Source organism: Rhizobium sp. 32-5/1, assembly GCF_029537235.1.
GTDB lineage: Bacteria > Pseudomonadota > Alphaproteobacteria > Rhizobiales > Rhizobiaceae > Pararhizobium.
This window is the reverse complement of sequence record NZ_CP120639.1, coordinates 107,515-132,787: the sequence shown is the minus strand read 5'-3', so window position 1 is coordinate 132,787 and position 25,273 is coordinate 107,515. Positions and strand designations below refer to the sequence as shown.

General features: G+C 58.6%; 23 protein-coding genes and 3 pseudogenes. 5 read left to right on the top strand and 21 right to left on the bottom strand.

From position 1 onward, the window contains the following. Positions 1-11 precede the first annotated feature (11 nt). On the bottom strand, positions 12-1,928 hold the full coding sequence (gene nosZ / locus P6U16_RS22040; protein WP_277704857.1) for a TAT-dependent nitrous-oxide reductase: 1,917 nt from the start codon (positions 1,926-1,928) through the stop codon (positions 12-14). 140 nt (positions 1,929-2,068) lie between these two features. After that, positions 2,069-4,147 (bottom strand): annotated as a pseudogene (locus P6U16_RS22035) (4Fe-4S binding protein); the annotation flags it as partial. On the opposite strand from P6U16_RS22035, the gene P6U16_RS22030 reads away from it, so the two are divergent. Next, entirely contained in the window at positions 4,092-5,042 is a 951-nt protein-coding gene (locus P6U16_RS22030; protein WP_277704495.1) for a ferritin family protein, read from the top strand. The pseudogene P6U16_RS22035 and the gene P6U16_RS22030 overlap by 56 nt on opposite strands. Before the next feature lie 8 nt (positions 5,043-5,050). Continuing rightward, the gene (locus P6U16_RS22025; RefSeq protein ID WP_277704494.1) at positions 5,051-5,203 is read left to right on the top strand and encodes a hypothetical protein; all 153 of its coding nucleotides are present in this window, start codon (positions 5,051-5,053) and stop codon (positions 5,201-5,203) included. Positions 5,204-5,248: 45 nt separating this feature from the next. On the opposite strand, the gene P6U16_RS22020 is transcribed toward P6U16_RS22025, so the two are convergent. The 5 genes from P6U16_RS22020 to P6U16_RS22000 form a co-directional block, all read right to left on the bottom strand. Then, a complete protein-coding gene (locus P6U16_RS22020; RefSeq protein ID WP_277704493.1) occupies positions 5,249-5,743 on the bottom strand; it encodes a hypothetical protein in 495 nt (164 codons plus the stop codon). Then, positions 5,685-5,975 (bottom strand): hypothetical protein, encoded by a 291-nt coding sequence (locus P6U16_RS22015; RefSeq protein ID WP_277704492.1) that lies wholly within the window; start codon positions 5,973-5,975, stop codon positions 5,685-5,687. Before P6U16_RS22015 ends, P6U16_RS22020 begins: the two co-directional genes overlap by 59 nt. 168 nt (positions 5,976-6,143) lie before the next feature. After that, a complete protein-coding gene (locus tag P6U16_RS22010; protein ID WP_277704491.1) occupies positions 6,144-7,025 on the bottom strand; it encodes a CopD family protein in 882 nt (293 codons plus the stop codon). 14 nt (positions 7,026-7,039) lie between these two features. Beyond that, on the bottom strand, positions 7,040-7,708 hold the full coding sequence (locus tag P6U16_RS22005) for a copper resistance CopC family protein (protein WP_277704490.1): 669 nt from the start codon (positions 7,706-7,708) through the stop codon (positions 7,040-7,042). A 72-nt stretch (positions 7,709-7,780) separates the two neighbouring features. Then, complete coding sequence (locus tag P6U16_RS22000; protein WP_277704856.1) at positions 7,781-8,275, bottom strand: DUF1775 domain-containing protein; 495 nt, start codon at positions 8,273-8,275, stop codon at positions 7,781-7,783. A 902-nt stretch (positions 8,276-9,177) separates the two neighbouring features. Here P6U16_RS22000 and P6U16_RS21995 point away from each other — a divergent pair. Then, entirely contained in the window at positions 9,178-9,624 is a 447-nt protein-coding gene (locus tag P6U16_RS21995; protein WP_277704855.1) for a pseudoazurin, read from the top strand. Positions 9,625-9,981: 357 nt separating this feature from the next. Here P6U16_RS21995 and P6U16_RS21990 read toward each other — a convergent pair whose 3' ends face one another. The 13 genes and pseudogenes from P6U16_RS21990 to P6U16_RS21930 form a co-directional block, all read right to left on the bottom strand. Beyond that, positions 9,982-10,284 carry a hypothetical protein gene (locus tag P6U16_RS21990; RefSeq protein WP_277704489.1) on the bottom strand — a complete coding sequence of 101 codons (303 nt, stop codon included), beginning with the start codon at positions 10,282-10,284 and terminating at the stop codon, positions 9,982-9,984. A 22-nt stretch (positions 10,285-10,306) separates the two neighbouring features. Further along, positions 10,307-10,459, bottom strand: coding sequence for a cbb3-type cytochrome oxidase assembly protein CcoS (ccoS, locus tag P6U16_RS21985; RefSeq protein WP_277704854.1), 153 nt, complete (start codon positions 10,457-10,459; stop codon positions 10,307-10,309). 173 nt (positions 10,460-10,632) lie between these two features. Continuing rightward, a complete protein-coding gene (locus tag P6U16_RS21980) occupies positions 10,633-11,475 on the bottom strand; it encodes an HAD-IC family P-type ATPase (RefSeq protein ID WP_277704488.1) in 843 nt (280 codons plus the stop codon). Between the two features lie 71 nt (positions 11,476-11,546). Next, positions 11,547-12,065 (bottom strand): annotated as a pseudogene (locus tag P6U16_RS21975) (copper-translocating P-type ATPase); the annotation flags it as partial. Between the two features lie 305 nt (positions 12,066-12,370). After that, positions 12,371-12,658 carry a heavy metal-associated domain-containing protein gene (locus P6U16_RS21970; RefSeq protein WP_277704853.1) on the bottom strand — a complete coding sequence of 96 codons (288 nt, stop codon included), beginning with the start codon at positions 12,656-12,658 and terminating at the stop codon, positions 12,371-12,373. Positions 12,659-12,756: 98 nt separating this feature from the next. After that, positions 12,757-13,572 (bottom strand): DUF2189 domain-containing protein, encoded by an 816-nt coding sequence (locus P6U16_RS21965; protein ID WP_277704487.1) that lies wholly within the window; start codon positions 13,570-13,572, stop codon positions 12,757-12,759. A 210-nt stretch (positions 13,573-13,782) separates the two neighbouring features. Next, positions 13,783-14,663: pseudogene (gene ccoP / locus P6U16_RS21960) on the bottom strand (cytochrome-c oxidase, cbb3-type subunit III). After that, the gene (locus P6U16_RS21955) at positions 14,654-14,824 is read right to left on the bottom strand and encodes a cbb3-type cytochrome c oxidase subunit 3 (RefSeq protein ID WP_277704486.1); all 171 of its coding nucleotides are present in this window, start codon (positions 14,822-14,824) and stop codon (positions 14,654-14,656) included. The pseudogene ccoP and the gene P6U16_RS21955 overlap by 10 nt, the downstream one beginning before the upstream one ends. A 21-nt stretch (positions 14,825-14,845) precedes the next feature. Next, on the bottom strand, positions 14,846-15,598 hold the full coding sequence (gene ccoO, locus P6U16_RS21950; protein ID WP_277704485.1) for a cytochrome-c oxidase, cbb3-type subunit II: 753 nt from the start codon (positions 15,596-15,598) through the stop codon (positions 14,846-14,848). 4 nt (positions 15,599-15,602) lie between these two features. Further along, entirely contained in the window at positions 15,603-17,255 is a 1,653-nt protein-coding gene (gene ccoN, locus P6U16_RS21945) for a cytochrome-c oxidase, cbb3-type subunit I (protein WP_277704484.1), read from the bottom strand. 444 nt (positions 17,256-17,699) lie between these two features. Then, positions 17,700-19,838 (bottom strand): hypothetical protein, encoded by a 2,139-nt coding sequence (locus P6U16_RS21940; protein ID WP_349017729.1) that lies wholly within the window; start codon positions 19,836-19,838, stop codon positions 17,700-17,702. 171 nt (positions 19,839-20,009) lie between these two features. Next, the gene (locus P6U16_RS21935; protein ID WP_277704483.1) at positions 20,010-20,249 is read right to left on the bottom strand and encodes a hypothetical protein; all 240 of its coding nucleotides are present in this window, start codon (positions 20,247-20,249) and stop codon (positions 20,010-20,012) included. Positions 20,250-20,829: 580 nt separating this feature from the next. After that, positions 20,830-21,090 carry a hypothetical protein gene (locus P6U16_RS21930; RefSeq protein WP_277704482.1) on the bottom strand — a complete coding sequence of 87 codons (261 nt, stop codon included), beginning with the start codon at positions 21,088-21,090 and terminating at the stop codon, positions 20,830-20,832. 437 nt (positions 21,091-21,527) lie between these two features. Between P6U16_RS21930 and P6U16_RS21925 the strand changes: the two genes are divergently transcribed. Continuing rightward, entirely contained in the window at positions 21,528-23,102 is a 1,575-nt protein-coding gene (locus P6U16_RS21925; protein ID WP_277704481.1) for a BCCT family transporter, read from the top strand. Between the two features lie 777 nt (positions 23,103-23,879). Here P6U16_RS21925 and P6U16_RS21920 read toward each other — a convergent pair. Continuing rightward, positions 23,880-24,203, bottom strand: a complete 324-nt coding sequence (locus P6U16_RS21920; protein ID WP_277704480.1) for a hypothetical protein — start codon at positions 24,201-24,203, stop codon at positions 23,880-23,882. Positions 24,204-24,442: 239 nt separating this feature from the next. Here P6U16_RS21920 and P6U16_RS21915 point away from each other — a divergent pair, with 239 nt between their 5' ends. Further along, positions 24,443-25,219, top strand: a complete 777-nt coding sequence (locus P6U16_RS21915) for a DUF3667 domain-containing protein (protein WP_277704479.1) — start codon at positions 24,443-24,445, stop codon at positions 25,217-25,219. The last annotated feature ends 54 nt before the right edge of the window (positions 25,220-25,273 follow it).

Genomic DNA, 25,273 nt, shown 5'->3' with positions numbered 1-25,273 from the left:
CCAACGGGGCATCAGGCCGCCTGAGGCTCTACAAACATACGGCCTTTCATTTCCATATGCATCGCATGGCAGAACCACGAGCAATAGTACCAGTAGACACCGGGCTTGCTGGCTTTGAAGGTCACGGACGCGGTAGCCTGTGGAGCGACTTCCATGTTGATGCCATAGTTGACGATGGCAAAGCCGTGCGTCAGGTCCTCCACCTCGTCGATGTTGGTGACGTAGACTGTGACTTCGTCGCCCTGCTTGACGTTGAAGGACTCCAGACCGAAAGCCGGGGCCGCAGATGTCATGTATACCCGCACCTTGTTTCCGTCCCGGATGATTTCCGAATCGGCCAGCAGGTCGATGTTGTCCTTCTTTGCCTGCTCGACCGCGTCGGAGAACATGGGGTCGTCACGATTCCAGACGCTGACCGGATTGATCTTGGACGCATGGACGATTGTCGCGTCATGCGGCTCGGCGAACGTCGGGTTGTCATGCACGAGGATCATCTCGTCACCCGAAATATCGATCAACTGATCGCTTTCGGGTTTCAGGGGACCCACGTTCAGGTAGCGATCCTTCGAGAACTTGTTGAGCGAGATAAGCCATTTGCCGTCAGCTTCCTTGGTCTGGCCCATGGAGGTGTGGTTGTGGCCCGGCTGATAGCTCACATCGAGCTTCTGGCGGATGGGATCGACCTTTTCGCCCTTGAACGCGCGCAGTGCGTCGTCGATGTTCCATTTGCAAATCTGGCTGTCGAGGAACAGGGTCGTGTAGGCGTTGCCGCGGCCGTCGAAGGCGGTGTGCAATGGCCCGAGTCCGACCTGTGGCTCTGCTACGACCGTGTCACGCGGCTTGATCTTGTCTTCGAACAGATCGTCGAACCTGCGGACGTCGAGCACGGTGACCGTCGGGGAGAGTTTCCCGGCAACCATCGCATGGATACCGTCCGGCGCTGTGTTCATACCGTGCGGACCGTTGGAGACCGGGATATATCTGGTGTAGCGGGAGCCGTGACGACCATCCACGACAGGAACCCCGCCCATTTCCTTGAAGTCGCCATTCTTGACGGCTTCTTCGATGCGCTTGATGTTGAACACGACGACCCAGTCCTGGTCCTTGCTCATCATCTGCTCGAGATTGACGCCGTTTTCCGAGTTGTAGCACGTCGCATAGCAGTACTTGCCCTGGTAGTCGGCATCGACGTTGTCGAGGTTGCCGTCCACGATGACTTGCCAGGCCACCTTCATCGTCTCACCGTCAACGGCGCTGAAGATGGCTCTGTACTGCGACGGATCGTCAAGCACCTTGCCGTCGTTCGGGATCGGCACGCCGTCCTCACCGTTGCAGAACACGTAGCCAGTCTTGGGAAACTTCTGAACCCTCAGACCGTGGACGGTGTGCTGGTTCGGAAGTTCAATGATCTTATCGCATTTCATCACGTCGAGACGGATGCGGCAGACCCGGGTGTTCGCCTTGTCGTTGGCATACAGGTAACGCCCGTCGTAAGTCCCGTCCGTGAACGACGGATGCGGGTGATGGAGATCGCCGTTGTGATAGACCCCGCCGTTGTCTTTCAGGAATTCGACGGTACGTGGCAGAAGGCCTTCCGTGAGGACTTTGCGGCTTTCGTTGGTCTGCCCCCAGCCCGTTGCGCTGCAGCGGTTGAATACGGGGATACGCATGATCTCGCGCATCGACGGAACGCCCACGATGCGGACCTCGCCGGACTGACCGCCCGAGAAGAAGGTATAATATTCGTCGAGTTCGCCGGGCTTCACCTCGTTAGAGCCGGACTGCGCGGCCGCTTTCGCTGGCGACGCGAACCCGCCCGACATGGTCAGGGCGCCCCCTGCCGTTGCAACCCCCGCGACTGCGGCGGCGGCAGTCGAGCCAAGCAACTGCCGCCTGTTGAAGCGATGCTGTGTTTCTTTTTCTGACATGCTCATTTTCCTTTGTTGTGGCCCGGACCGGATGTCTCGCGCCGAATTAGGAGGGGTGATGGGTTGCCCGTTATGGGTGACCACGGTCCTCGGTGGCTTTGGAGGCTGCTCCCCCGTGATTCCGGCGTCGAAAGCGCCATGAATTTTTCTCGCTTCAACCGCTTCTGGATCATGTGCGGGCAGCGGTGATCGTCGTGATAGAGTTCCTGACAATGCATGCAGTAAATGCACTCGTTGACGTTGATCTGGCCTTCAGGATGGATCGCCTGAACGGGGCATTCTTTCGAGCATCGCTGGCATGGCGAGCCGCAGTCGGGGTATCGCTTCAGCCACTCGAACATGCGGATGCGTCCCGGTATCGCCAACGCCGCGCCAAGGGGACACAGATAGCGGCAGTAGAAGCGCTCGACGAACAGGCCTGCCACAAGAAGGGCGATGGCGAAGATCACAAACGGCCAGTCACGCACGAACTTCAGGATAATCACGGTCTTGAAGGGTTCGACCTCCGAAAGCATCTCCGCATAAGACATCGAATAGAAAGACATTCCGAAAAGACCGAGGAAAATGATGTATTTGATCGGCCACAGGCGCTCGTGCAGCCCCCAGGGAAGCCGGACCTGGGGAACCTTGAGGCGTTTGGCGACAGCGCTGAGCAATTCTTGGAGAGCGCCGAAGGGGCAAAGCCAGCCACAGAACGGCCCGCGCCCCCAAAAAGCAACCCGGCCGCTACGGCAGCCCAGAGTAAGAAAATCAGAGGCGCGGCAAGGAAGAACTCCCAGCTGAAATTGGTGACGAGAGCGCTGGTGAAAGTCAGGACATTGACCACGGAAAGCTGCGCGCCGGCGTACCAGCCCAGCCAGACAAGGGTGAACAAAAGGTAGCCGTTTCTAACCCAGGCAAACAGTCGCGGCCGTTTGACCAGCCAGTCCTGGAAAAGAAGATCCCGGTGAGAACCAGAAGGGCGGCAACCGTGATGCCGATTATCACCCGGTCCATATTCCAGATGCGGACCCAGAGCGGCTGCTCGTCGGCAACCAGATCTGCGGCGCTTGGCTTTTCCGCCGGGGTTCAACGGCGGCGGCCTTCGTCGTCGTATAATATCCCGAAGGAAGCGCGTAGCCGAGATTGAAGGGGATGACGGCCTTTTCTCGAGCGCCAAGGGTTCTCTGCACCAGCAACTGGATTTCCCAGGTCGCGGTCACGTCGAACATGAAGTCCGCTGGCACGACGAAGAGGCCAATGTCCTTTAGATGCGGCGCGTCGGACGGTGCGAAAGCTGCGATCCGCGTATGGTTTCGGTCACGGAACCGCACGCCCTGTTCGTTTTGCAGAAGTTCGATACGGTCGAAGATGCCACCGCGAACATATGCGGAGCCCTTGAAGGAGTAGGCGCCGTCGCCGCCAATCAGGATAGCCGACTGGCCTGGTTTAAGAGTGGCTACCAATCGTCGATACGCGGGTTCGCCCAACAGGGTTTTACCGATCGCCGGAACGCTGACGGGTGCTACGAAAAGATCGATGAAGCGATCGGCGGGATTGTCGGTTTCTGGGCGGGCAACGCCATCCTGGTGTTTTGCATCGGCAAAAGCCTTGGACACCTCGCCCACGGTCAGGCGTAAGCTCCGGATCGACCCATCGCCGAGCAGGGTCTGCCAGTCGCTCGCCTTGTCTTTAGAAAGGTCCAGTTTTCTGATTTCCGGGATGGCTTCGACGGCCACAGCGTCGCTTTTGCCAAGGCGGCCGCTGCGGATAAGCGTGACGGCTGACCGCACGACACTGTCGCTCATGACCAGGACGGTCACCGTGGCACCGCTGACAATATCAACCTGAGGCGGGCGTTCCTCGCCTGTGGCGACCCGTGCTAAGTCCTTGCCGATAAGAGAGTTCAGAACGGCGACGACTTTAGCCTGCGGTATCCCGATGAGAACGATGGGCTCGTGGTGTTCGAGAAGCTTGAACCCGTGGATCACACCCGACGCATCGATGCCGACCGCGATATGGATCGGCTTGCCGGAATATCCAATAGACGTGGTGACATCGGAATTGAGGTAGGCATAGCCCGCCAGGTCCTTGCCACGGTAGACAGGCGCGACGGGCGGTTCGCCCGTCGGTTCTCCGAAGCGATCCGCGCCCTCGAAAAGTTCTCCAGGCTGTACCTTCTGGATGAAAGTTGGGAGCTGGGAGGCGGCAAATGCCTGCCGCGCGTCCAAAAGAGACACGCAGAACGCCGCCAGCAATATCAAGCCGGCGAGCAATGTTCTGGGCGTTTTACCGAAGTATCGCATCGACCCGCATCTCTCTGAAGTCGTTCAACGTCAGTCCGAAACTATGCGAGTTGCGCGGATCGAATTTGTTTTGGAACAAATGCGCGCGCTTAATTTTCTGCGACATGTGAAGACAGTTCTGAAACAGGCCAAAAGGGAGTGGACGCATATGCCGGCTATGAAATCGGAGTCGTGGCACTTCGACACTTTGGGAGAAATGCTCGCGATCGCCGCCTCTATGGAAAAGGAGGCCATCGACGGTTACCTCGATCTGAGCGCGCGCATGTCTGCGTTCGGCCGGCCCGATCTTGCTGAGGTGTTTAATGCCCTCGTCGCCGAAGAGACGGATCATCTCGACAAGGTGCGCGAGTGGAGTGCCGTATCCGGGACCGAGGATACGTTGACGGAAACTACCGCTGAAAAGCTGTTCGACGACGAAGGCGCAGGCATTGTCGCACCCGAATTGCTATCTGCCTACCGCGCCTTCTCAATGGCGGTTCGAAACGAAGAACGTGCCTTCATGTTCTGGACCTACGTCTCGGCACACGCCCAGTCCCGCGAGATCAGGCATGCGGCCGAACGGATGGCACGCGAGGAGCTGGGACATGTCGCGAAACTCCGAAGCGAGCGGCGCCGGGCGTTCCATCTGGAACGAGCAAAGGTGTCCCATGCCAGGCCCGACCTCCGCGTTCTCGAGGACAGGCTGTCGCGGCGGCTGGAAGCCACGGCCGCAAACGCCAAATCGGGTGAAAGGGAGATCGTGCAGGAGCAGTGTCTGGCTTCGCGATCGAGGATGACGTCCATGGAGGAACGCGGTTTTCAAGTGGACCTCCCCTCGATGTCGGACTGACGGGGACCATGGATGCGGCGTTACCGCTGAGCGAACATATTCTGGACTGTTATCTGTATCTCGGCGACCATGCGGCAAGCGAGCAGGATGCAGACCGGGCCCAGGATTTCGCGGCGCAGCTTATTTCCTGTATTCAGACCGTCCGTCGTTTCGCTCTCTGACGGCGCCGCGATAAGACGCCCCCGAATGCTTTGAATGTCGGCGGATCATGCCGCCAACATCAACACCTTCGCGGCAGCGGCAAGAGCGAAGAACGTCGGCCATGCAAGCAAACTGGCGGACAGTCCTCGGTAACCGCCGCGCAGCCCCATGAAATCCAAGACCACCCAGCGGGAGTTGGCGAGCATGAAAGCCAGCACGATAAAAGGGCGTAGAGAGGCAACGGCTGGTGGTTCCACTGTGCCGGAACCAGACCCGCCACGAAAGCCACCAGCATCATAATTGCCCCCAGCCCGACCAGCCAGCGCTGCTTGTTTTCCATGGCTCACCCCAGGGAGACGACGGGAAAAATCACCAGCCAGACCATGCCGATGACATGCGAGACGGTGGTAACGGCTGAGACCCTGGTTTGGTGGGGTCTTTGCAAAACGATAAACATGGCAACGCTCAGGAAAACCACCTGCGCCAGATGAAGTCCGGCTATTACGAAGTAAAGTCGAAAAATGGGTTGAATGTGGCGTCTCCGAGGAAGCGTATTTCATCCTGATACTCCAGCAGCTTTACGAGGGCGAACACCAGACCGAGCGCCGCCGAGCCCGCCAGCGACCATCTGCGCAACATGTCTTCGCGCGCGCGTGAGGCCTCGGCGGCGAACCAGCCGCTTGTAATGAGAACCAGGGTGTTAATGCTCGCCAGAAGACTGTTCAGATGAAGCTTGGCCATCGAGAAATCATCCGTGTGGAGATAGGACATCACGACAAAGTCGAGAAGCAACGCACCCGCCGGACGGCGTGGTGTTCGTCGATAGCCGCCATGGCTCTCGTCTCCTTCAACTCATGCTTATCCCGAGACGGGTTTCGCGTCTTTGCGCTCGGACAAGGACGTTGCGACTTATCGAGACAAGGCGAGCAATTCGGGACGAGGGTCCTGTGCGTTTGGCAGTCATTTGGAGGAGATCAGTTTCAGCTGTCCTTCCAGAACTATCATATCGAAATCGGAAGCAAGCACATCGACGCGAACAGCCCACTGGCAGTCGCATGGTGCTTGAACGTCCCGTGCCGCCCACCGTCCCGCAGAGAGCCTTTTCAGCGGAACTTCGAAAGCCGCAACGGAGCCATCCGCCCCTGACATCCTCAGCCTTATTTCCCGCGTGTCCAGAGAGTTGAAGTCGGCAGTCTGAAGGGACAGGTCGACATTAAAAGAAAGGTTCGGTTTCGTTGCGAACGACAGTGTCGCCATCGCAGCCGGATCATGAAGATGGATGGACGCCAGAACGGGCCTTAACGCCAGCGCCCTGGGAGGCGGCGTAAATCTCCACAGCGACGTGACGGCCAGTGCGCCGACGATCAGAGCGATCTCGATCGCGATCACGATTTTCATCTTTCCCGCTGCGGACGGATGTCCTCCCACGACTTGCCGCGTCAGGAAAATCCGGTTCCAAGCGCCCAGACCGAGCGCGAGCGCCACCAGCGTCAGTTTCACGAGTAGGATGTTGCCGTAGTCGGTATCGATCAGCGCCCCGGAAGACTCGACCTGGATATATGCGAGGTAGCCTCCAGCTATGGTCATCACGGCGACCGAGTACGGTATGGCGGACGAAAACCTGCACAACGCCCTTTTCTGCTCCGGTCCACAGTGAACGAGCAGCTTCCAGAGTCCTGGTAAAGCCCCGATCCAGAAGCATACGGCCCACACGTGCGCCGCGACGGCGATGAACGAAAGCCAACGTACGCCCGCACCCGAGGCGTGTCCTGTCAGCGCGAAAGCCAAGCCAAGTGTCGCCAGCGAGAGGGATGAAAGCGCGCCGCGTGCGGTCATGTTCATCTGGGCGGCCAGTGCTAGCCCGAGCGATACCGAGACAAGAGCGACCGACCTGGCCAGGCTGCTCTGCATGCCCGCGCCCCATGGTTCCCATGCTCCCAGGGCGGTGAAAGAAAGCCCCTTTCCTCAAGGCCGACAAGCCCGATCAGAAGCAATCCGCAGAACCAACCGACCACAATGTGCAGGGTCAGCGTCCTCGTTGGCGGCGATTGAGCAATCCAGACAGAATAGACAGTTCCGCCCACGCCGAAGAGGCAGGCCAGGTAGAACCCGAACTTCGTGGCCAGCGTCAGGATTTTGAGCAGGGCCTCGGATGCGGTACCATCCGCGAACCCTCCAATGACAGCCTCTTTGCCGATCGCGAACACGATCGAAGCTGCAACCGGATGACCGTCCTCCGAAACGGTACGCCAGTTCAAGGCATAGGCGCCGCGGGCAAGCGGCTCCAAGAGCCGGATGGCGATCTCGTCGCCCGAAACTTCAGTCGAGAGCGGGATCGCGTGGCCATCCCGTCCGACCAACGTCGCCACGACCTTCGAAACGTGTTCGGAGAAACGTAGCGTCATGGCAACGGGAGAGGAGCCGAGCCTCTCTCCCTGTGTAGGCGTTGATGAGACCAGGACGGCGTGGGCCTTCGCCTGGGGCGCTTCGATCACCGAGGCCCATCCGAAAACGAAAAGCGTCACTACTGTCCAAACAAGCGGAAAACGGGCACGTCCATCGCGTCGGCACATGCCCATGTCCCCTGTCGTTTCGAATTACTTGTCGACGACCGTTATGAACGGGGCCGGATGCTCGTAGTCGTCAGCGACCTTGCCGACCTGTGGAATCTCTATCCAGCGCGTCGTCGCCCCGCCCGCGCATTCCTGCACGACAGGAAATGCGACCACGTCGCCGGGCTTGAACGCGTCCGTAATGTAGGCGCGGAAAACGAATTCGTCGTACTCGTCATCGCCGAGACTTCCGCCAGACCACCTCAGTTCGCTCACGCCACCGGTCTCTTTCTCGCCGTTGAGGTCATAGGCCTTGGCATACTCTCCAAGTGTTTTCTCCATCTTCCATCCCGCCTTGAGCATTGGCTTCACCGAGATCACGCCTTCGGGCAACCGCACTCTTATGGCGACGGTCGCCTTGCCGCCGCACCCATGAGGCACCCTCAGGACCGCTTTGTAGTTTGCCGCGGCCTTGGAGGTCGAAGTTTCGAGCGAAACGTGTGCGAGTGCCGGGATCGCGGTGACGGCGGCCAGCGCCATAGCCGCGAGGCAAATCTTCAATTTGGACACTAGGTTGACCCTTTGTTTCAGACATCGCCCGCATGGCGACTGTTCGGTGAAAACCGTTCGCTTCGAATGGAGCGATGGCCATGGATATTCTTGATGACCGCCCCCAACTTTGTTCTACGTCAATCCAAATGCAGATCGTCGATCTCCTGCATCGTCGTTTTGTCTGATCTGCAACAAACAGGATTGGTTTCGACGGTCTATGTTTCGATCGTTCGTCCATTGGAGGAACACGCGGGGGCGGGCTTGCGGCGGTACGCCCTCCCCGCCATTTCGCGCTAAAAAGACGCGTTTTCTGTCCGGGTGACGGAACCCCTCCGCCCGGTCCTACGCCCCTTTCAGCACAAACATTGCCGATGGTAGCGGCATGGATAACCGGCGAAACAAATGGGTTAATCCAAAGACAGACGGTCGACGCTGCGAGCCGTTTCAGATTGGTGAAGAACACCGGGGAAGCCCTTCGAAACATCGACGGCCAGGTCAAAACCATAAACACAAAGATGGAAGCGATCGCCACGTCGGCCAAGGAACAGTCGTCACGTCCTCTCCAAGTTAATGTCGCGGTCAACCATATGGATTAGGTTACGCAGAAAAACGCGATGATGGATGAAGAGACGAACGCCGCGTGCGGGCCCGCTGCCGAGGCAGCGCCGCTATAGGAACCATCAATCGTTTCGCCCGGAGTGTTGGCACATCTGCGCGTCTCGTCAGGCAGGATGTCGCGGTCCGATCCAACGACTCCCGCCCAAAACAAATGGCGGCACGAAAGCCAGGACAAATGTGGAAATTGCTTGTTCTGTGTCAAAGAGGAGCCGTGCCGGGCGCTTTATTCTCCATCCATCGGTTCAGGCATTCTGCCACCAAGGAGCACGAAGATGAGAATGATTTGCAACGCGGCATTCGGAATGGTCGCCGCACTAGCCACGATAACCACGGCCGCATCGGCTGCGGACTTCGAAGTCCATATGCTAAACAAGGGCAAAGACGGAATCATGGTGTTCGAGCCGAGTCTTACGAAAGTCGCGAAGGGCGATACCGTGACCTTCATCCCTACCGATAAGTCACACAACGCGGAAACAGTGAAAGACCTTCTGCCAGCCGGAGCAACGGCGTTCAAAGGCAAGATGAACGAAGCGGTCAAAGTGACATTCGACGTCGAAGGCGCCTACGTGGTCAAGTGTTCGCCGCATGTCGGGATGGGCATGGTCGGCTTGATCGTGGTCGGCGACCCAAAATCGAATGCCGATGCCATTAAGGCGGCGAAACTTCCCAAGAAGGCGCGTGCCCGTCTCGATGCCGACATTGCCGCCGCTGCCATCTAACGGACGGCACGAACAAAAAAGCCTGCGCCCCCGCGCAGGCTTTTTCGTATGTACAGGCGTAACCGCCTTGCCGAGTGTCTACACGTCGTCCGTACCGATGTCTAAAGGGCACAAGAGGCTCTTGGGCCAGAGAGGCGCACCTCAATTATTCTGGATATGGTTCTCGACGCGACGATCGTGAGCGAGGAGGACGGGAAGATCGTTTCCTTCAGCGCCGCCGCCGGCAGCAGTTCGGTTACCCCGAAGAAGAAGAAATCGGACAGAACCTGAGAAGTTGATGCCGCTGACATAGACTTTGTGAACCCTACAGTTAACGCGGCCGAATTTGTCGTGGGAGCCAGAGAATTGCACTCATGACTATTTTCGAATGTCCCGCTGTGGAACGACACCGTTCGCTACGGCCAGAATTGCACCAATCATTCCGCCGGTGACGATGCCCACCGAACCTCCGGCAAGAGCCGCAAGAGCGCAGTAGCCCAAGAGATAGAGGCTGAAGTCGGGCGACACAACAACGGCGGCAATAACGCCGACGATCATACCGATCGCTCCAAACACCATACCGATGCCCGTCACAGCATCGGACGGATCGACAACCCCTACACACCGCGCGACCTTCCCCTCGGAAGCACTCGCCGTCGAATCCTGTCTCGCATCAATCATGTTCCGCTCCTTCGTCCCGATGCTACAACGCGGTCATATCCGGTTGGTTTCCCGAAAGTATCAGCCAATATCTTCCTCGTCGTCCACGAGGATCTCGCTCGGCCGCGCCGTCGAGATCTTCATACTGCTTCGACCGCATCGACCAGAGAAACGCCAGTAAGCCTGCCGCTCCCATGGCCAGGGTCAAGGGAACGAGGACGTTAAGGGCCATCATGCGTGAACGTCCACCACATTGCCGCGCCGAGGCATCTGCGCCTGTTCGACTTTTTCCCGGAAGCGAAAGCCTGAGCGCGTTTGCCACCACGAGAATGGACGAAGACGACATTGCCACCGTCGCGATGAGAGGCGTCACGAATCCCGCAAGCGCAAGGGAAGGCTCACGATATTGTAGGCCACCGCCAGCGCGAAGTTCTGCCTGATAAGCTTCATGGCGATGGTCGCCGCTTCAAGGCTCTCGTCGATCACCTGCAGGCTGTCTCCCAGGAAAACGAAGTCAGCGGCGTTGCGACCGATGTCGCTGCCCGAGGACGGTGTCATCGAAACATCGGCGGCACGCAATGCGGGGGCGTCGTTGATCCCGTCGCCGACCATAAGGACTTTATGCCCGCTACCCTGCAACACAGTGATGGCTTTCACCTTGTCGCCGGGTAGCAGCCCGGCCGAGAATTCCTCGATGCCAAGAATGTGGGCGATCCTGCGGACAGCCGGTGCTGAGTCTCCCGACAGGATCCTGACATCGATCCGCTTTGATCGAAGCGATCTAACGAGATCGGCAGCACCCGGACGCAGTGTTTCCCCGAAGGTGAAGTTCGCCACTGCCTGCCCGTTCCGTGACAGGGTGACAGCGGAAAGTTCCCCTGTCGCCGCGATCTTGCTATCCACGGCCCAACCGGACCTGCCAAGCCGGTATATGTCCGAGCCAAAGGTGGCCTCGAGGCCGTATCCCGCAAGCTCCTGCGTGTCGTCAAAGGCGATCACTTTCAGTCCTGAACGGGAGTGGGCCGCCGATAATGCCTTGGATATCGGGTGCCTCGAGAGGCGCGCCATCGATCCGGCAATGACCAGGGCTTCTTCCGGTATTTCCTCACGATCAAGGAGCCTGGGTTCCCCGGTGGTGAGGGTGCCGGTCTTGTCGAACAGGACGGTGTCGATTTCGGCGAGGCGCTCGAATGCGGAGCCGTCCGTCGCCATGACCCCCGGTCAAACAAGCGGCGGGCGAGGACCACCTGGACCATCGGGACCGCAATCCCCAGTGCGCAAGGGCACGTTATGACGAGAACGGTGATCGCGACCGTCAGAGCCCTATGGATATCGCCTGAGCCATAGAGCCAGCCGATCAGGGCAAGCAGAGACAGGGAATGAACCACCGGGGCATAAAGGGCCGCGGCACGATCAGAGAGCCGTCGGTAACGCGACCGGGCGTTTTCAGCGGTCGCGAGCATCCGTGTCATTTCCGAGAGAAGCGAATCCGCAGGCGCGACGGAGGCCGTCAACACGAAGGGTGCGCCCTGATTGATCGCGCCGGCCCGCACCTCGCTTCCGACATCGATCGGTTGCCAGACACTCTCTCCCGTGACAAGCGAACTGTCCAGTTCGGAGCGGCCTTCGACGACCAAGCCATCCGTGGGCACTCTGCTGCCAACGGGCACCAGCAACCGCGATCCAGCGTCCACCTCGTTAAAGGGGACGTAGTTGATCGACCCATCCACTGCCACGACGTTCGCGCCCTGAGGCATGAGGCGCGCCAGCCCCGCTACCGCGGACTTTGCCTTGCGCCGCATCATGTGATCCAGCAGGCGCCCGCCCAGAAGCACAAACAACAGCGACGTGCTTGCTTCAAAATATGCCTGCGGCGCGTTGCTTGTGGCGTCGTAAAGACTGAGCCCGAAGGACAGGAGCACGCCGGCGCTGATCGGCACGTCCATGTTCATCCGGCCATGAACTAGCGCACGCCACGCCGAGGCGTAGAAGGCGCTTCCCGAATAGATCACGGCGGGGAGAGCCAGCGCCGCAGACAGAAGGTGAAAAGCCTGCCGCGTTCCGGCGTCCGCGCCGGCCCAGACCGAAACCGAAAGCAACATGATGTTCATCGAACAGAAACCTGCGACGGCAAGCGCCCGCAACAGGCTGGCATGAACCCGGTCCTCCGCGCCCATATCAGTGGTGGGCAGATGGGACGAATAGCCGACAGCAGACAAGGCGCCTGTGAGATCGGGGGTGACCCACAGTCGCCTTTCCAGTTCACGACGACCGTCCGCATCGAGAGGTTGGCACGGGCGGCTTCGACGCCGTCGACCGCCGACAGCGCGTTCTCGATCGCCCGGATGCAGGAGGCGCAATGCATTCCTGGGACGGACAGGGTGGTCTGCCTCATTTCGTCTGCCAGCGACTTGCTCGACAGCGCGACTTCCTCAGGCGTGCATCGTTCAGGACGCCCGCTGCCGATCGCAGCAGTGCTTGAGGCGCAGCAGGTCATGCCGTCTCCCGCATTTCTTTGTAAGCGTGCCACGTCGCGTGGCCGAGCCACGGAAAGATCAAGATCAGGCCGATCAGGCCCGTGGCGACGCAGAGCAGGAAGAGCACCAGCACGATCGCGCCCCATAGCAACATGGGCCTCAGGTTGTTCCAGACGATCGCCATGCTCACGCCCATTGCCGTCATCGCATCGATCCGGCGGTCGAGGAGCATCGGGATCGAGAACACGCTGATGGCGAACGCAAAGCCTGCGAACAGGCTTCCGATCAGGCTTCCGACCACAAGCATGGCCCAACCCACGGGGGTGGTGACCAGCATCGTCGCAACGTGGTCGAGACCCGGAAAGGGGCGCAGGCCGAAGAAGAGCGCGTAGACCAAGACAGCCGCCCTCATCCACAGGAGCATGAGCATCGTCAGGACCATTCCGGTGAAGAAAACCTGCGCGCCGGCAAGCGGCTGAACGGACAGCATCGAGCGGAGGGTAACATCCTGGCCGTTTTCGATGTTGCGGCTCTTCAGATAGAGCCCGGCCGCGACCAGCGGCCCAACGATCATGAAGCCTGCAAGGGCCGGAAACAGGAAGTAATCTCTCCCGGTATTGTACATATATACGATGAAGACCAGGGAGGCGACAAACACGACCACGCCGTAAAGGAGGCTCGGGACAGGCCGGGTCCAGAGATCGCGCCACCCGTGTCGCAGCCAGCCGAAGACCGCTTCGTAGGAAACGTCCCGCTTGTACCTTTCGCTGCGGGTCTCCTCGATATCCGACATCTCGGAAACCAGAACCGTCGAATTGTCTCTAGTGGCCATCGTGGTCTCCTGACATCAACATGCCGATTTGGCGGCCCGGTATGCGCTGGGTGAACTGCCCTTGTCCTTGAGATGGGGGACGCAGTCGGGCTGGGTGGAGACAGCGACATAAACAAGATGCGCGTTCGCAACGAGCACAAGCAATGTCGCCGCAGAAAGCAGCCATAAAGGCCTGAACCATCCTCGGCCCTTTGCCGCTGCCTCTGTCATTCAAGGCTCCTGCTGTCCGAGCGCGTTCACGTAGAGCGCCAGGATTTTGATCTCGGACGGAGAAAGCCGTTCGTCCCACGTCGGCATATGCCCCTGTCGCCCGCCGTGGATCGAATCGATGATGTTCTGCAGCCCGCCGCCATAGACCCACTGGCCGTCCGTCAGGTTCGGTGCGCCCATGTCCGGATTGCCTTTGGCATTCTCGCCGTGACAGGCAGCACAGGTGGTCAGGAAAACCTCACGACCCTTGTCGACCTGATCGATGTTTTCGGCGGTCGACGTGCTGGGATCACTCAGCGCCATCACATAGGCGGCCACATCGCGGACCTGCTGGCGGTCGAGCATCTCGTCCTTGCCGAAGGCGGGCATCTGGGCGACACGGGTATCGGCATGGCGGGAATTGATGCCGACCGTCAAGGTCTGCTGGATTTTCTCAGGCCCGCTTCCCCAAAGCCAGTCGTCGTCCGCAAGGTTGGGGTAATTGTTGCCGCCCTTCCCGTCGCTTCCATGACACGCCGCGCAGTTGTCGCCGAAGAGCTGGTTGCCGGTGGTGCGCACGGTTGCCATGAGCTGCTCGTCCGCGCGGATCTGGTCGTACGACATGCTGTCGATCTTGCTGACCCACGAGGCCCTGGCGTCCACCCCTCGCGCAACGTCTCCTCCACGGTTGTCTTCTGGTCGATGCCCAGCAGCCCCTTTGTATAGGTCGTGCCGAGCGGCCACGTCGGGAGCAGGAACCACCAGAGCACTGCGAAAATATGCGTCACGATCAGGAACAGCAGCACGCCCCGCGGTATGGGCGTGTCGAGTTCCTTGATACCGTTCCAGACGTGGCCGGTCGTTTTCCGGCCGGTGACGGGATCGACTTCTTCTACTTCCATGGGGCATCTTCCTTGTCGAAAATTTCCCTTTCCGCGCCTTCGAACCTTTTCTTGTTCGAAGGCAGGAAGGTGTAGATGAGCACGCAGATCGAAAACCCGATCAGATAGAACAGTCCCCAGGTTTTGGAGGCTTCGACAAGCGTATCGTGGGTGAACTCCATCGCGTCCTCCGTGTCGTTGGGCTAGTTGTTGGGGTCAGGCATCTTTTCAGGCGCGGCGGTATTCTCGTAGGCGGCCTTCGTCAGCTGCCCAAGCACCTGGAGATAGGCAACCAGCGCGTCCATTTCGGTCACGTTCGTCGCCACGCCGTCGAAAGCGGACACCTGCGTTGCCTCGCCATAGCGTTCGGATACGCCCGCGGACTGCTCGCTGTCGGGCGCGGACTGGCCACGGGCGTCGGCAGAGGCGTTGGCTATCATCTCGTCGGTATAGGGCACCCCGACGGTTCTCTGCGCCTTCAGCATCAGCGGCAGGTTGCTGAGCTTCAATGGCGTCGTGGCCAGCCATCTGTACGACGGCATGTTGGATTCCGGAACCACGTCGCGCGGGTTGCTCAGGTGGGCGACATGCCAGAAGTCGGAATACTTGCCGCCGATGCGGGCAAGATCAGGTCCGGTGCGTTTCGAACCCCAGAGCATAGGGTGGTCGTACTTCGATTCGACCGCGAGCGAATAAGGTCCATAGCGCTCCACATCGTCGCGCAGCGTCCGGATCATCTGACTGTGACATGCGTAGCATCCTTCGCGGACGTAGATGTCACGCCCGGCAAGCTCCAACGGCGTATAGAGCCGCATGTCCTTCACGTTTTCGACGGTGTCGTCGATCGTGAAAAGAGGCGCTATCTCGACAAGCCCGCCGACGCTGGCTGCGGCGACAATCGCCAGCATGAAGCCCGTTGCCGATCGTTCCAGTTTTCTATGGGGCGTATCGGTCATGTGTCTACTCCGCGGCCGAAGGAATTGCGCCTGCGTGTTCCCCGATGGGCAAGTCATCGCCCGTGGGGGACGGCGCGGGATTCGGGGTGCGGACGGTCATCCAGACATTGTAAGATGCGACAATCGCGCCGATGAGGAACAGTAACCCTCCGAACGCACGGGCGATGTAATAGGGATACATCGCAACCAGACTATCGACGAAGGAATAGACCAGGGCATTGTCCTCGGAATAGGTCCGCCACATCAGCCCCTGGATGATCCCGGAATTCCACATCGCGAACACGTAGATGAGCGTCCCGACGAGAGCCAGCCAGAAATGGACTTCCACGAGGGCTGCGGAGTACATTCGCTCGCGCTTCCAGATTGACGGCACGAGCGTATACAACGACCCGAACGTGATCATTGCGACCCATCCCAGCGCACCCGCATGAACATGGCCCACCGTCCAGTCCGTGTAATGGGACAGGGAATTCACGGGACGTATCGCGAGGAAGGATCCTTCGAACGTCGAGAGACCGTAGAAAAACGCCGCCATCATCATAAAGCGCAGGGTCGCGTCGTCGCGCACCTTGTGCCACGCGCCATTGAGCGTCAGCAGGGCGTTCCCGGCCGAAGCCCAGGACGGCACCAGCAGCATCACCGAAAAGGTCATTCCGAGGTTCTGAACCCAATGCGGCAGGGCGGTGTAATGCAGATGGTGGGAGCCTGCCCACATATAAAAGAAGGTGATGCCCCAGAAGCTCAGGATCGAAAGACGGTAGGAGAAAATCGGCCGCTCCGCCCGTTTTGGCAGGTAGTAATAGAGCATTGCCAGGAAGCCCGCCGTAAGGAAAAAGGCGACCGCGTTGTGGCCATACCACCACTGCACCATCGAGTCCTGCACCCCCGCCCAGATCGTGTAGCTCTTGGCCTGGGTGAACGAAATCGGTACCGCGAGATTGTTGACAATATGCAGGATGGCGACGACGATGATGAAGGCCATGTAGTACCAGTTGGCGACGTAGATATGTGGCTCCTTGCGCCGCGCCAGCGTTCTCACATAGAGGACGAAGTAGGCCACCCATACGACCACCAGCCAGATGTCGGCGTACCATTCCGCCTCCGCATATTCCTTGGACTGGGTAACGCCGAGGAAATAGCCGGAAACTGCGATCAGACAGAACAGGTTGAAGCCGAGAAGGACGAACCAGGGAGAAAACTGGTCGGCAAGGCGTGCGCGGGACGTGCGCTGGACGACGTGGTAGGACGTCGTGATCAATGCATTCCCACCAAATCCGAAAATCACGCCGGAGGTATGAGCCGGGCGGATACGGCCGAAACTGGCCCAGGACGTGTCGAAGTTGAGGGCGGGCCATGCAAGCTGGGCTGCGGCCCACACGCCGATGAGCATGCCGAAGACCGCCCATGCCAGGGTAAAGCCCACGCCGACCTTGATCGGGTCGTCATAATATTTGCCGAGGCGTGCCGGATCGGGGGCGGGACCAAACGCGGTCGACATCAGCACGAACAGAAGGCCGACGCTGCAGAGAAGGACCATGACGCCGTGGATGCCGAGCGGTTCGCTCCCTCCCACTGCAGCCATAGCTACGCCCATGATGGCCATGAAAACGAGAACCGCGCCTGCAAGGTCGCGTTCTCCTGACGTCAGCTGACCCATCAAGTCTATTCTCCCATAGAACGTCAAAATAGTACCGTGGAATACGCAACAAGCTCTAATACCATACCCCCTGATGTGGGGAACGGGGATAAAGTACTTCGCCACTCCCTCCACGAGAACGCTGGGAAACATGAAATGCATTGGTGCCGGTTGAAACAAATCGGGGCACATTCATTGTGCCGCCAGAGCGAGCATTATGGATTCCATCCAATGTGCTACACGCCGTCCAGTATCTTCAGCGGTCCTCATTGCGCTACCTGTTTGTCCGGCCCGAGGCGGTGGCGCATCTGTCCAGCCAACCGTCGGTCATCCGGCTGTCGCCGCTACTGCGCGAGCTTATCCTGGCGTTCCTGGATCCAGATCCAGCGGGCCGCTTCTGCTGCCTTTGTGAGAACACTTCGCCTCCAGGCCCCGCGCAACCGCGCGAAGCCTGGAGCAAAAGGCTCACTGAGCCGTCGCCTCAAGATCAACTTTTTCGAGAAGCAGCACAGGGTTTTCAGAAGCCGCGACCAGATCAAATACCCCTATGCCGCTTTCGGCCTGGGACCTAACCGTCAAAGTGAAGGTTCCGGGTGCGGCGACGAAGCGCGACAGCGCATCGACCGCGCCTTGAAGCTTCGGCTGACCGGCCGCGAAGTGCTGCAATCCCGCGGTGACCATCATTGTCAGCATGCCGCGCACTTGATCCTCGGTCATCGCGCTTTGTTCGGCATAGAGTTTGATTCCCTTTGCCATCAACCCTTCATCCTGGATCTTGAGCTTCACCTCTCGTGCCGTGAGACCGAGAAGCGCCGCCTGGGTCATTGTCGTGTCAAAGGAGAAGAATTCCTTGGTGAAACCACCGACCAGGCCAGAAAGGGAGAGCCTGCCCACATCCTTGCCACCAAACGAAATGTCTTTGATCACCAGGTTCTGATTGGGCTCGTCCCACACCGCTTCTATGTTGGAAGACAGGACCACCTCCTCAAAGCCCAGTTGGCGAAGTTGGATGTAGGCTTCATCCGACGATTCTGCCGGTACAGGCAGGCTCAGATCCTCCTGCGTAATGCGAATATCCGTCGGAATGCCATTGTGGAGCTTTGTCAGCGCTAGCTCATAACTCTTGAGCGAGAAGCGAATACGTTTCGGCACGGATATGGTCGCGGGCTCCTCTCCGGAAACGGTGGATCCATCTGCTTGCTGATCCGCCCCTTCCGCCTGGTCGGTCTGCGGGATCTGTGCTTGTGTGGATTGAGTATCGCTCGCCGACCCGTCGGTTTCGCTGGCCAGCCCTTGTGCATCGGCGCTTTGCGCCTCGATCGCGCTCACATCGTCGGGATAGGCCACATCAACATCCATTCCCGCGATACGGATCGTGCCTAATTCCGGTGCCAGTGTGGTAAGCGGGAACGTTTCAAGCTGTTGCTCGCTGAGCCCAGCCATTTTCTTCAGCGCTTCGAGGGGTGAATGCCAGGAAAAGCCGGTAATGCTCGCTTCGGCGATCTTGATGGTGTCCGTATCCTCCACTATCGACACCCCATTCAAGCCGACGTCGAGCTTACGGCCGTCCAGTTGCATCGCCATGCGATCGACGGCGAGCTTGACCCTTTTGCCCGCGTCTTGGCCTTCCTCATAAGGCGCATCGACCTTGAAGCCGATCAACTGCATATTACCCTTACCGACCATATCAACAACGGACAGAAGCCGGCCAACAAACGCCTGACGGTCCTCCGGGGCAAGCTCGTGGGTACTCGTAATGGACTTCAGGTTCTCCAGCGTTTCGAGAAGTGGTTCGGCCGGCATGCGCATGCTGAAACCGTTGCTGCGTAGTTCGTCATAGGCGAAGTGCACCTTGCCGTTGGAGAGGGCGATCGCCTTGACGGAAAAGGGTCCGTAAAGCAGCTTCGCTTCGTTTTCTTCGGGGGCCGCCTTATCCGTATACAGCCTGGCCATGTATGCCGCATCGAAGTCCTGACCCGCTACAGCACCGGTCGAACCGGTCATGCGCTCTTTATTCGCTACCCCTTCAACATTGGGGATCTCCATGGCGATATCGAAACTAGCGCCAACGGCGGAGTAGCGCGCAATGCTGCCGTTGGCGATGTCGTCGAGGGTGACGTCCTTATAGACCATCTTCTGTTCGCTGCCGGCGAGGGTCTGGATGATGATGACCTCGGGTGCCGATATGCGCTCTGCCGCAAAGCGTTCGAGACGCTCCGACACAGTGATTGCGCTCTTGCCGCTGAAGGTCTCGCTCGCCGCACTGCCGTCGAAAGCGGGGTCTTCGATGCTTGCATGCGCTATTGAGATCCTGCCCGTCGCCAGCTCGACGTCGAGGCCATTCAATTCGAGATCGCCATTGAAGAAAAGATTCTTCAGCCGTCCGTCGATAGACGCGACACGAATATTGGTGCCGTTGGCAAGCGGCAACGCCACGTTACGCAGATGAATTCGTCCGAGGAAATCCACTGCGACGGCGTCCGCCGTGCCGCCACCCTGGGAAACAAATTCGGCGACGTGCCGTTCATACACGGTCTTGACCCCGACGCCCCCTGCAACAACGACCGCGATGATCGTGACCGCCCCCAAAGTGCCCGGGACCAACCCTTACCTGCCTGCTCCACGATGCTCGTCCTCTCACAGCCTTAAATTGAAACTCTGCGCACGCCTTCTAGGTGCACTCAGATATCTTCGCAAGTCCGGCGGCAGAGACCATCAACAGCCATATAGCTCGACGCACACGACTGGCTGCGCCGTCGCGCAGCCAGTCGTGCCTTACTTCCACTGCGTCGCGTCACCGGCGGCGCAGCCGTAAGGTGGCAGGGAACTGGCAAAGGTGGTTTTGAGCTTGGCGCAGCCCCAGCTGTTGATCGGCCCGGGCATGGCATTGTTGAGCGTGATGCCGATTTCATCGTAGGGACTGTCGGTGTTGCTGACATAGCGATACCAGCGGAAACCGGTAAGTACGACGACCGCAAGAGTGATCGTCAGCAGCAGGCGAACCAGTGTTTTCATATTTTTTCCTTTCAATGCACGTTGCCGCTTAGCACTCACTTGTCGAAGCTGAAAGCTCCGCCGCCAACGCCAAGGCGACTTTTTTGAGAAATAAACAACTCACTGCAGGACGAGGCGACGTAGTGAGGCGTGCCCATCCGAAATCCAGTCCCGGCGCGCCAGTTACAACATGGGTTCCATCCCGCTCATGATAAATCCCATAAGAAGCAGCGTGGGCAGGCTCTGTGCCAACGTTACAATTCCTAGCCAACGAGGGCGCTTGCCGAGCCCCCAGTAGATACCATTGCAAATGCTCGAGACGAGATTTCCGGTCGCGAGGACGATTAGCCCCAGGACGGATCCAAGATTAGGAAAGAAGCCACCGCCTGTAGGGCTCATGATCAGGAAAGCGCCGAGCAAAATACCGACGCACAGCGCGAGGACTGAAAGGACGGCCAAAACAGCAAGTGTGAGTCTTCTCATGCGCTCGGCGGCCTGGGAATGGGGAATGGGGAATGGGGTAAAATGCGGATCGGCTATCGCAAGTCAGTGAATTTTTCTCCCGCGGGGGCCGCCGGTTGCACCCCGGTCCACCAGAGAATTATTCAATCTTCAGTTCGACGATCAATGGGACTGGAAGATTGGCTTTTATCGCGGACGCATGGCCCCTAGCAAATGCCATTTCGCCCTCTTGCCATACATCGTATTCCATGTCGATCCGCATCCCGTCGCGGTCGAGTACGGCCCAGGAGAAATCCAGGCCGCCGCCTTTCCGCATGGACCAGCCCGCAGCCACCAAGGCTTCGATGACCGCCCGCCAACTTTCTTCCGATATCCCGGAAAGACACATCTGATCTAACATTGCATTCCTTCCCTCTGGTAGCCGATGACGAGTTTGCGGCGAAGCGGGGCCGCAACGTTACCGTCCAGATCGTCAAGCGTACCGATAAGGCCGAAGGCTTAGGTCGCTGGGCGCGATCCGCAGTCTTCTGGCCGTTCCTCCATCATGAGCATCGTTGTTTCGAATCCCATCTTCTTCCGCAACTAGCCAACGAAATTTGCCTGCAGAATTCGGTTTTGGACAAGCTCATGGTCGCAACTGACACGAGTGCAAACGAGTGGTCTGTTAATCACCCAAGGAAAGCGGCCGTAGATCCGCACAAGCACAAAGGCGTGTCCGGCGTCGCTACCTCAACAGCATTTACCAGTCCACGACCTGGCCTCTCTCGAGAAGTCGGCCTTTTCGCGGTATCCGAAAATTCAAGGGAACGTCACTACATAAACCTGAGAGGATAAAGCATGTCGACCACAGACAGACTGCGAAGCATAGACCCGGCAGTATTCTGGCCGGCCCTAGCGATAACGGCCGGGTTCATCTCATGGGGAGCGCTGGCCCCAGCTAGCCTCGCCTCGGTCACCCAAACCACACTTTCGGCGATCATCAACGGTTTCGGGTGGGGCTTTGTTGTCTCGACTGCGCTGTTCCTGGTCTTTGCCGGGTTCCTGGCGATTAGCCGTTTCGGCAAGATCAGGCTTGGGGCCGACGACGAACTTCCGGAATTCCGGACGGTTTCATGGGTATGCATGATGTTCAGCGTCGGCATGGGTATCGGCCTCATGTTCTGGGGTGTCGCCGAGCCAGTGTTCCATTTTGGCGCCCCGCCGCACGGGCTCGCGGTCGCGCAATCCAAGGAAGCCGCGCTGCTCGCGATGAAATATTCCTATTTTCATTGGGCCCTGCACCCTTGGGCGATCTATGCCATTGTCGGGTTGGCGATTGCGTACTTCACCTACCGCAAGGGCTTGCCAATCCTGATATCGAGCGCATTCACTCCCCTGCTCGGCAAAGCAGTCAACGGACCGATCGGTAAGACGATCGATATTCTCGCCGTCATCGCTACGCTGTTCGGCACAGCGACATCACTCGGCCTTGGCGCACAGCAGATCAACAGCGGTCTGAATTTTCTCTGGGGAACTGGCGAGGGGACAGGCATTGCCCTTGCAATCATCGCGGTGCTGTCGGTGCTGTTCATCCTTTCGGCAGTGTCCGGAGTGGGCAAGGGCGTTCAGTTCCTGAGCAACATGAACATGGTGGTCGCCGCCGCGCTGCTGCTGTTTCTGGCCGTCGTCGGACCAACCATCTTCATCCTCAACACCTTCACCGAAGCACTTGGCGATTACCTGGCCGATCTCGTCACAATGTCATTCCGCACTGCCGCCTTTAGCGACGGAAAATGGCTGGGCAGTTGGACGATCTTCTATTGGGCCTGGTGGGTATCCTGGGCGCCTTTCGTCGGGGTGTTCATTGCGCGCATCTCCAAGGGGCGGACCATCCGCGAATTTGTCATTGGCGTTCTGCTCATTCCGAGCGGCGTAACCTTCCTTTGGTTCACCATAATGGGTGGTACGGCGCTGCATTCGGAATTGATGGGTGCTGGTGGCCTTGTCGAGGCGGTCAACAATCAGGGTGCCGCCATCTCGCTGTTTGCACTGCTCGAACAATATCCGGGAACCGCGTTTACTTCGTTCGTCGCGATCTTCCTTGTCGCCATCTTCTTCATCTCGGGAGCGGATGCCGCCTCGATCGTGATGGGCATGCTGTCATCGCACGGCACACTTGAGCCTGCTCGTGGCATCGTCGTTCTCTGGGGCGTCCTTGCGGGCGCGTCGGCCAGCGTGTTGCTGGTGATGGGAGGCTTGCAAGGCCTGCAGACCGCGTCGATCATAGCGGCAGCACCCTTCCTCGTCATTATGGTCGGTCTATGCGTCTCCTTATGGATGGCGCTGCTGGACGACTTGGAAGGGCGAAGCGAAAACGCCCCTGCCCTGCCCGACGGCGGCCCACCGTTAGCGAATGCGACTGCGGCTGAGTAAGTCACCGCCTTTTCACCTGGCTAAACAAACCGCATCTGAAAATGACTTTCAGGTGCGGTTTGGCCGACCCGTGCGCCGGCAAGATTCAGCCGACTTCGCATTTCATCCTGGGCAAGGCGCGGCATCGCCGTTTCTCGTTCCAACGAAAATCCGCCGGCCGCCCGCAACAAGTTCAACTCTGAAGCAATCAACCGGACGCTCTGTGAGCTTGTACAACTTCGTAGTCACAGCCTCTCTGTCCTAGACAAACCAACACGGTCTTGGCTTCGGACATGATGACCGAGGCCCGTGTAAAATTATTAGGAATGCTGACACAGGCATGGGTCTCTGCCTCAGAGAGCAATGAAGTCGACCTCAAGCCGCTGTAAGCCCTGCCTTCACAACTGGCCAATCCTATTTTGGCAGGAACGGAGGGGATCAAACATTCGGGCAAGGTTGGCCCCCACCATGAGGAGGAGACAAAGTTGTTCATGCGCCTTCTGCGCGTCGCGGTAACGCCCGACAGGCAGGTATAAGGATTTGTGGAGAAGCAGAGATGTTATCGGCCCTGCCTTAACTTGGTTGTCGCTTCTGCTGAAGGTGCAAGACCTCAAGCCCGATCGAGCGGCTGACATTTATGTGAGCCTTTCCCCCAAGGGCTCCCACCTTGGTGGACACTACACGCTCTCTGAAAACACGTCTGAAAAAGCAACCGCAGGCATTTTACTCATATTGACGCCGCCGATCGTCAGTAAAAGTGCGTCAGAGCAGGACATTGACCCAAGCCTGCGAGAACCTTCAAAGACGGCGTGATGCGTGCCCACGCCTGATAGTCCAGTAGAGTGCAAAAGGCGCAAACAGCGGCATGATAAGAAGAAGCACCACCAAAAGAACGGCCCCGAAAGCATCTGTTGCGGCGATGATCGGAACAAAGTTATCCAGAAAATAGATCATGGCCTGGCGGCAACTGATCAGCAGCAGGACATCCGTGACCACGAGCAACCAGAACGAGGCCCCATAAACGAAAACCAGAACGAGGCTGGCGACGGATAGCGCGATCGAAATTAGAATAAATAGCGCATCAAGGACGTCAGCACTTCGGGATATCTTGTTTGCAGTCATAACGCTCTTTCCTACCGCAAGTCGGCCTGTCTGACTTGACCGTCTCCATCGCTAACACATAACAATGACGTACATCTGCTCTTCAATCCGCACCAATACGGATCAGTCGCAATGCCTCACTCTGATATCATCGGACTGCCGATCAACACGACAATGAACTTTTTTACTGAAACGGTATACCGTACGCTGATCAGCTTTACGCACGGCGCATTTATGCCTGTCGCCGCGTGATCGCTCGTATGCTTAAAGAAGATCAGGCACTTCCCGACTATTTTGCTGCACCGATATGCCGCAATTGCGGCGGCGAGCTGCATTCCGCATACTGCAGCGCTTGTGGGCAAAGAAAAGCTCTTCGCTTTGGCTGGGGCGAAGTGCGAGGCGAGGCTTGGGATAAGCTCCGCTGGTTCGAAACCGATATGGTCAAAGCGGCTTTTCGCGTGGCGGTCAATCCTGGCGCCGTCGCCCGCGCCTACGTTCTGGGTGAGCGAAAAAGGCATGTTCATCCCTTAAAACTGCTGCTTGCGGCCATCGTCCTTTTGCTCCTCGTCATTCACCAGACGGATTTCTTCGGCTCCGCCAGCCCGGGGCTCAGCAAGGCGATCGTCCTCGTCCGGGACTATTCGAAATGGTCATTTTCGATTGGAATCGTTGCGATACTGATTGCATCGCTGACGGTTTTTCGCCGCCGCGGCGGATTTAATGCGGTCGAGCATCTGGTGCTTGCGACGTACGCGCATTTTGTCATCCTGATCGCCAACATCCTCAACCTGTTGCCCCTCTACTGGTGGACGGGATTGGACGCCGTGAAGGCGCACCGGGCTATTTCGGGCTACTATATGGGGTGGGTAGAGGCCGGTATTGTCTTTGTCGCCTTCACCCAGTTCTTTTCAATCGATCTGCGTCGGCAATGGTGGTGGCCGCTCCTCGGCACGGCCATCTTCTATGCCGTCAAAAAAGGTGCGCTCTATCTCTACGGGCGTGCCGTCATCCGGATCGTCATGGCTCAACTTGCCTAAGGCAAGGATGACGATCCAACTTGCATAATCAGGAGGAAACTGATGCTGGTGAAC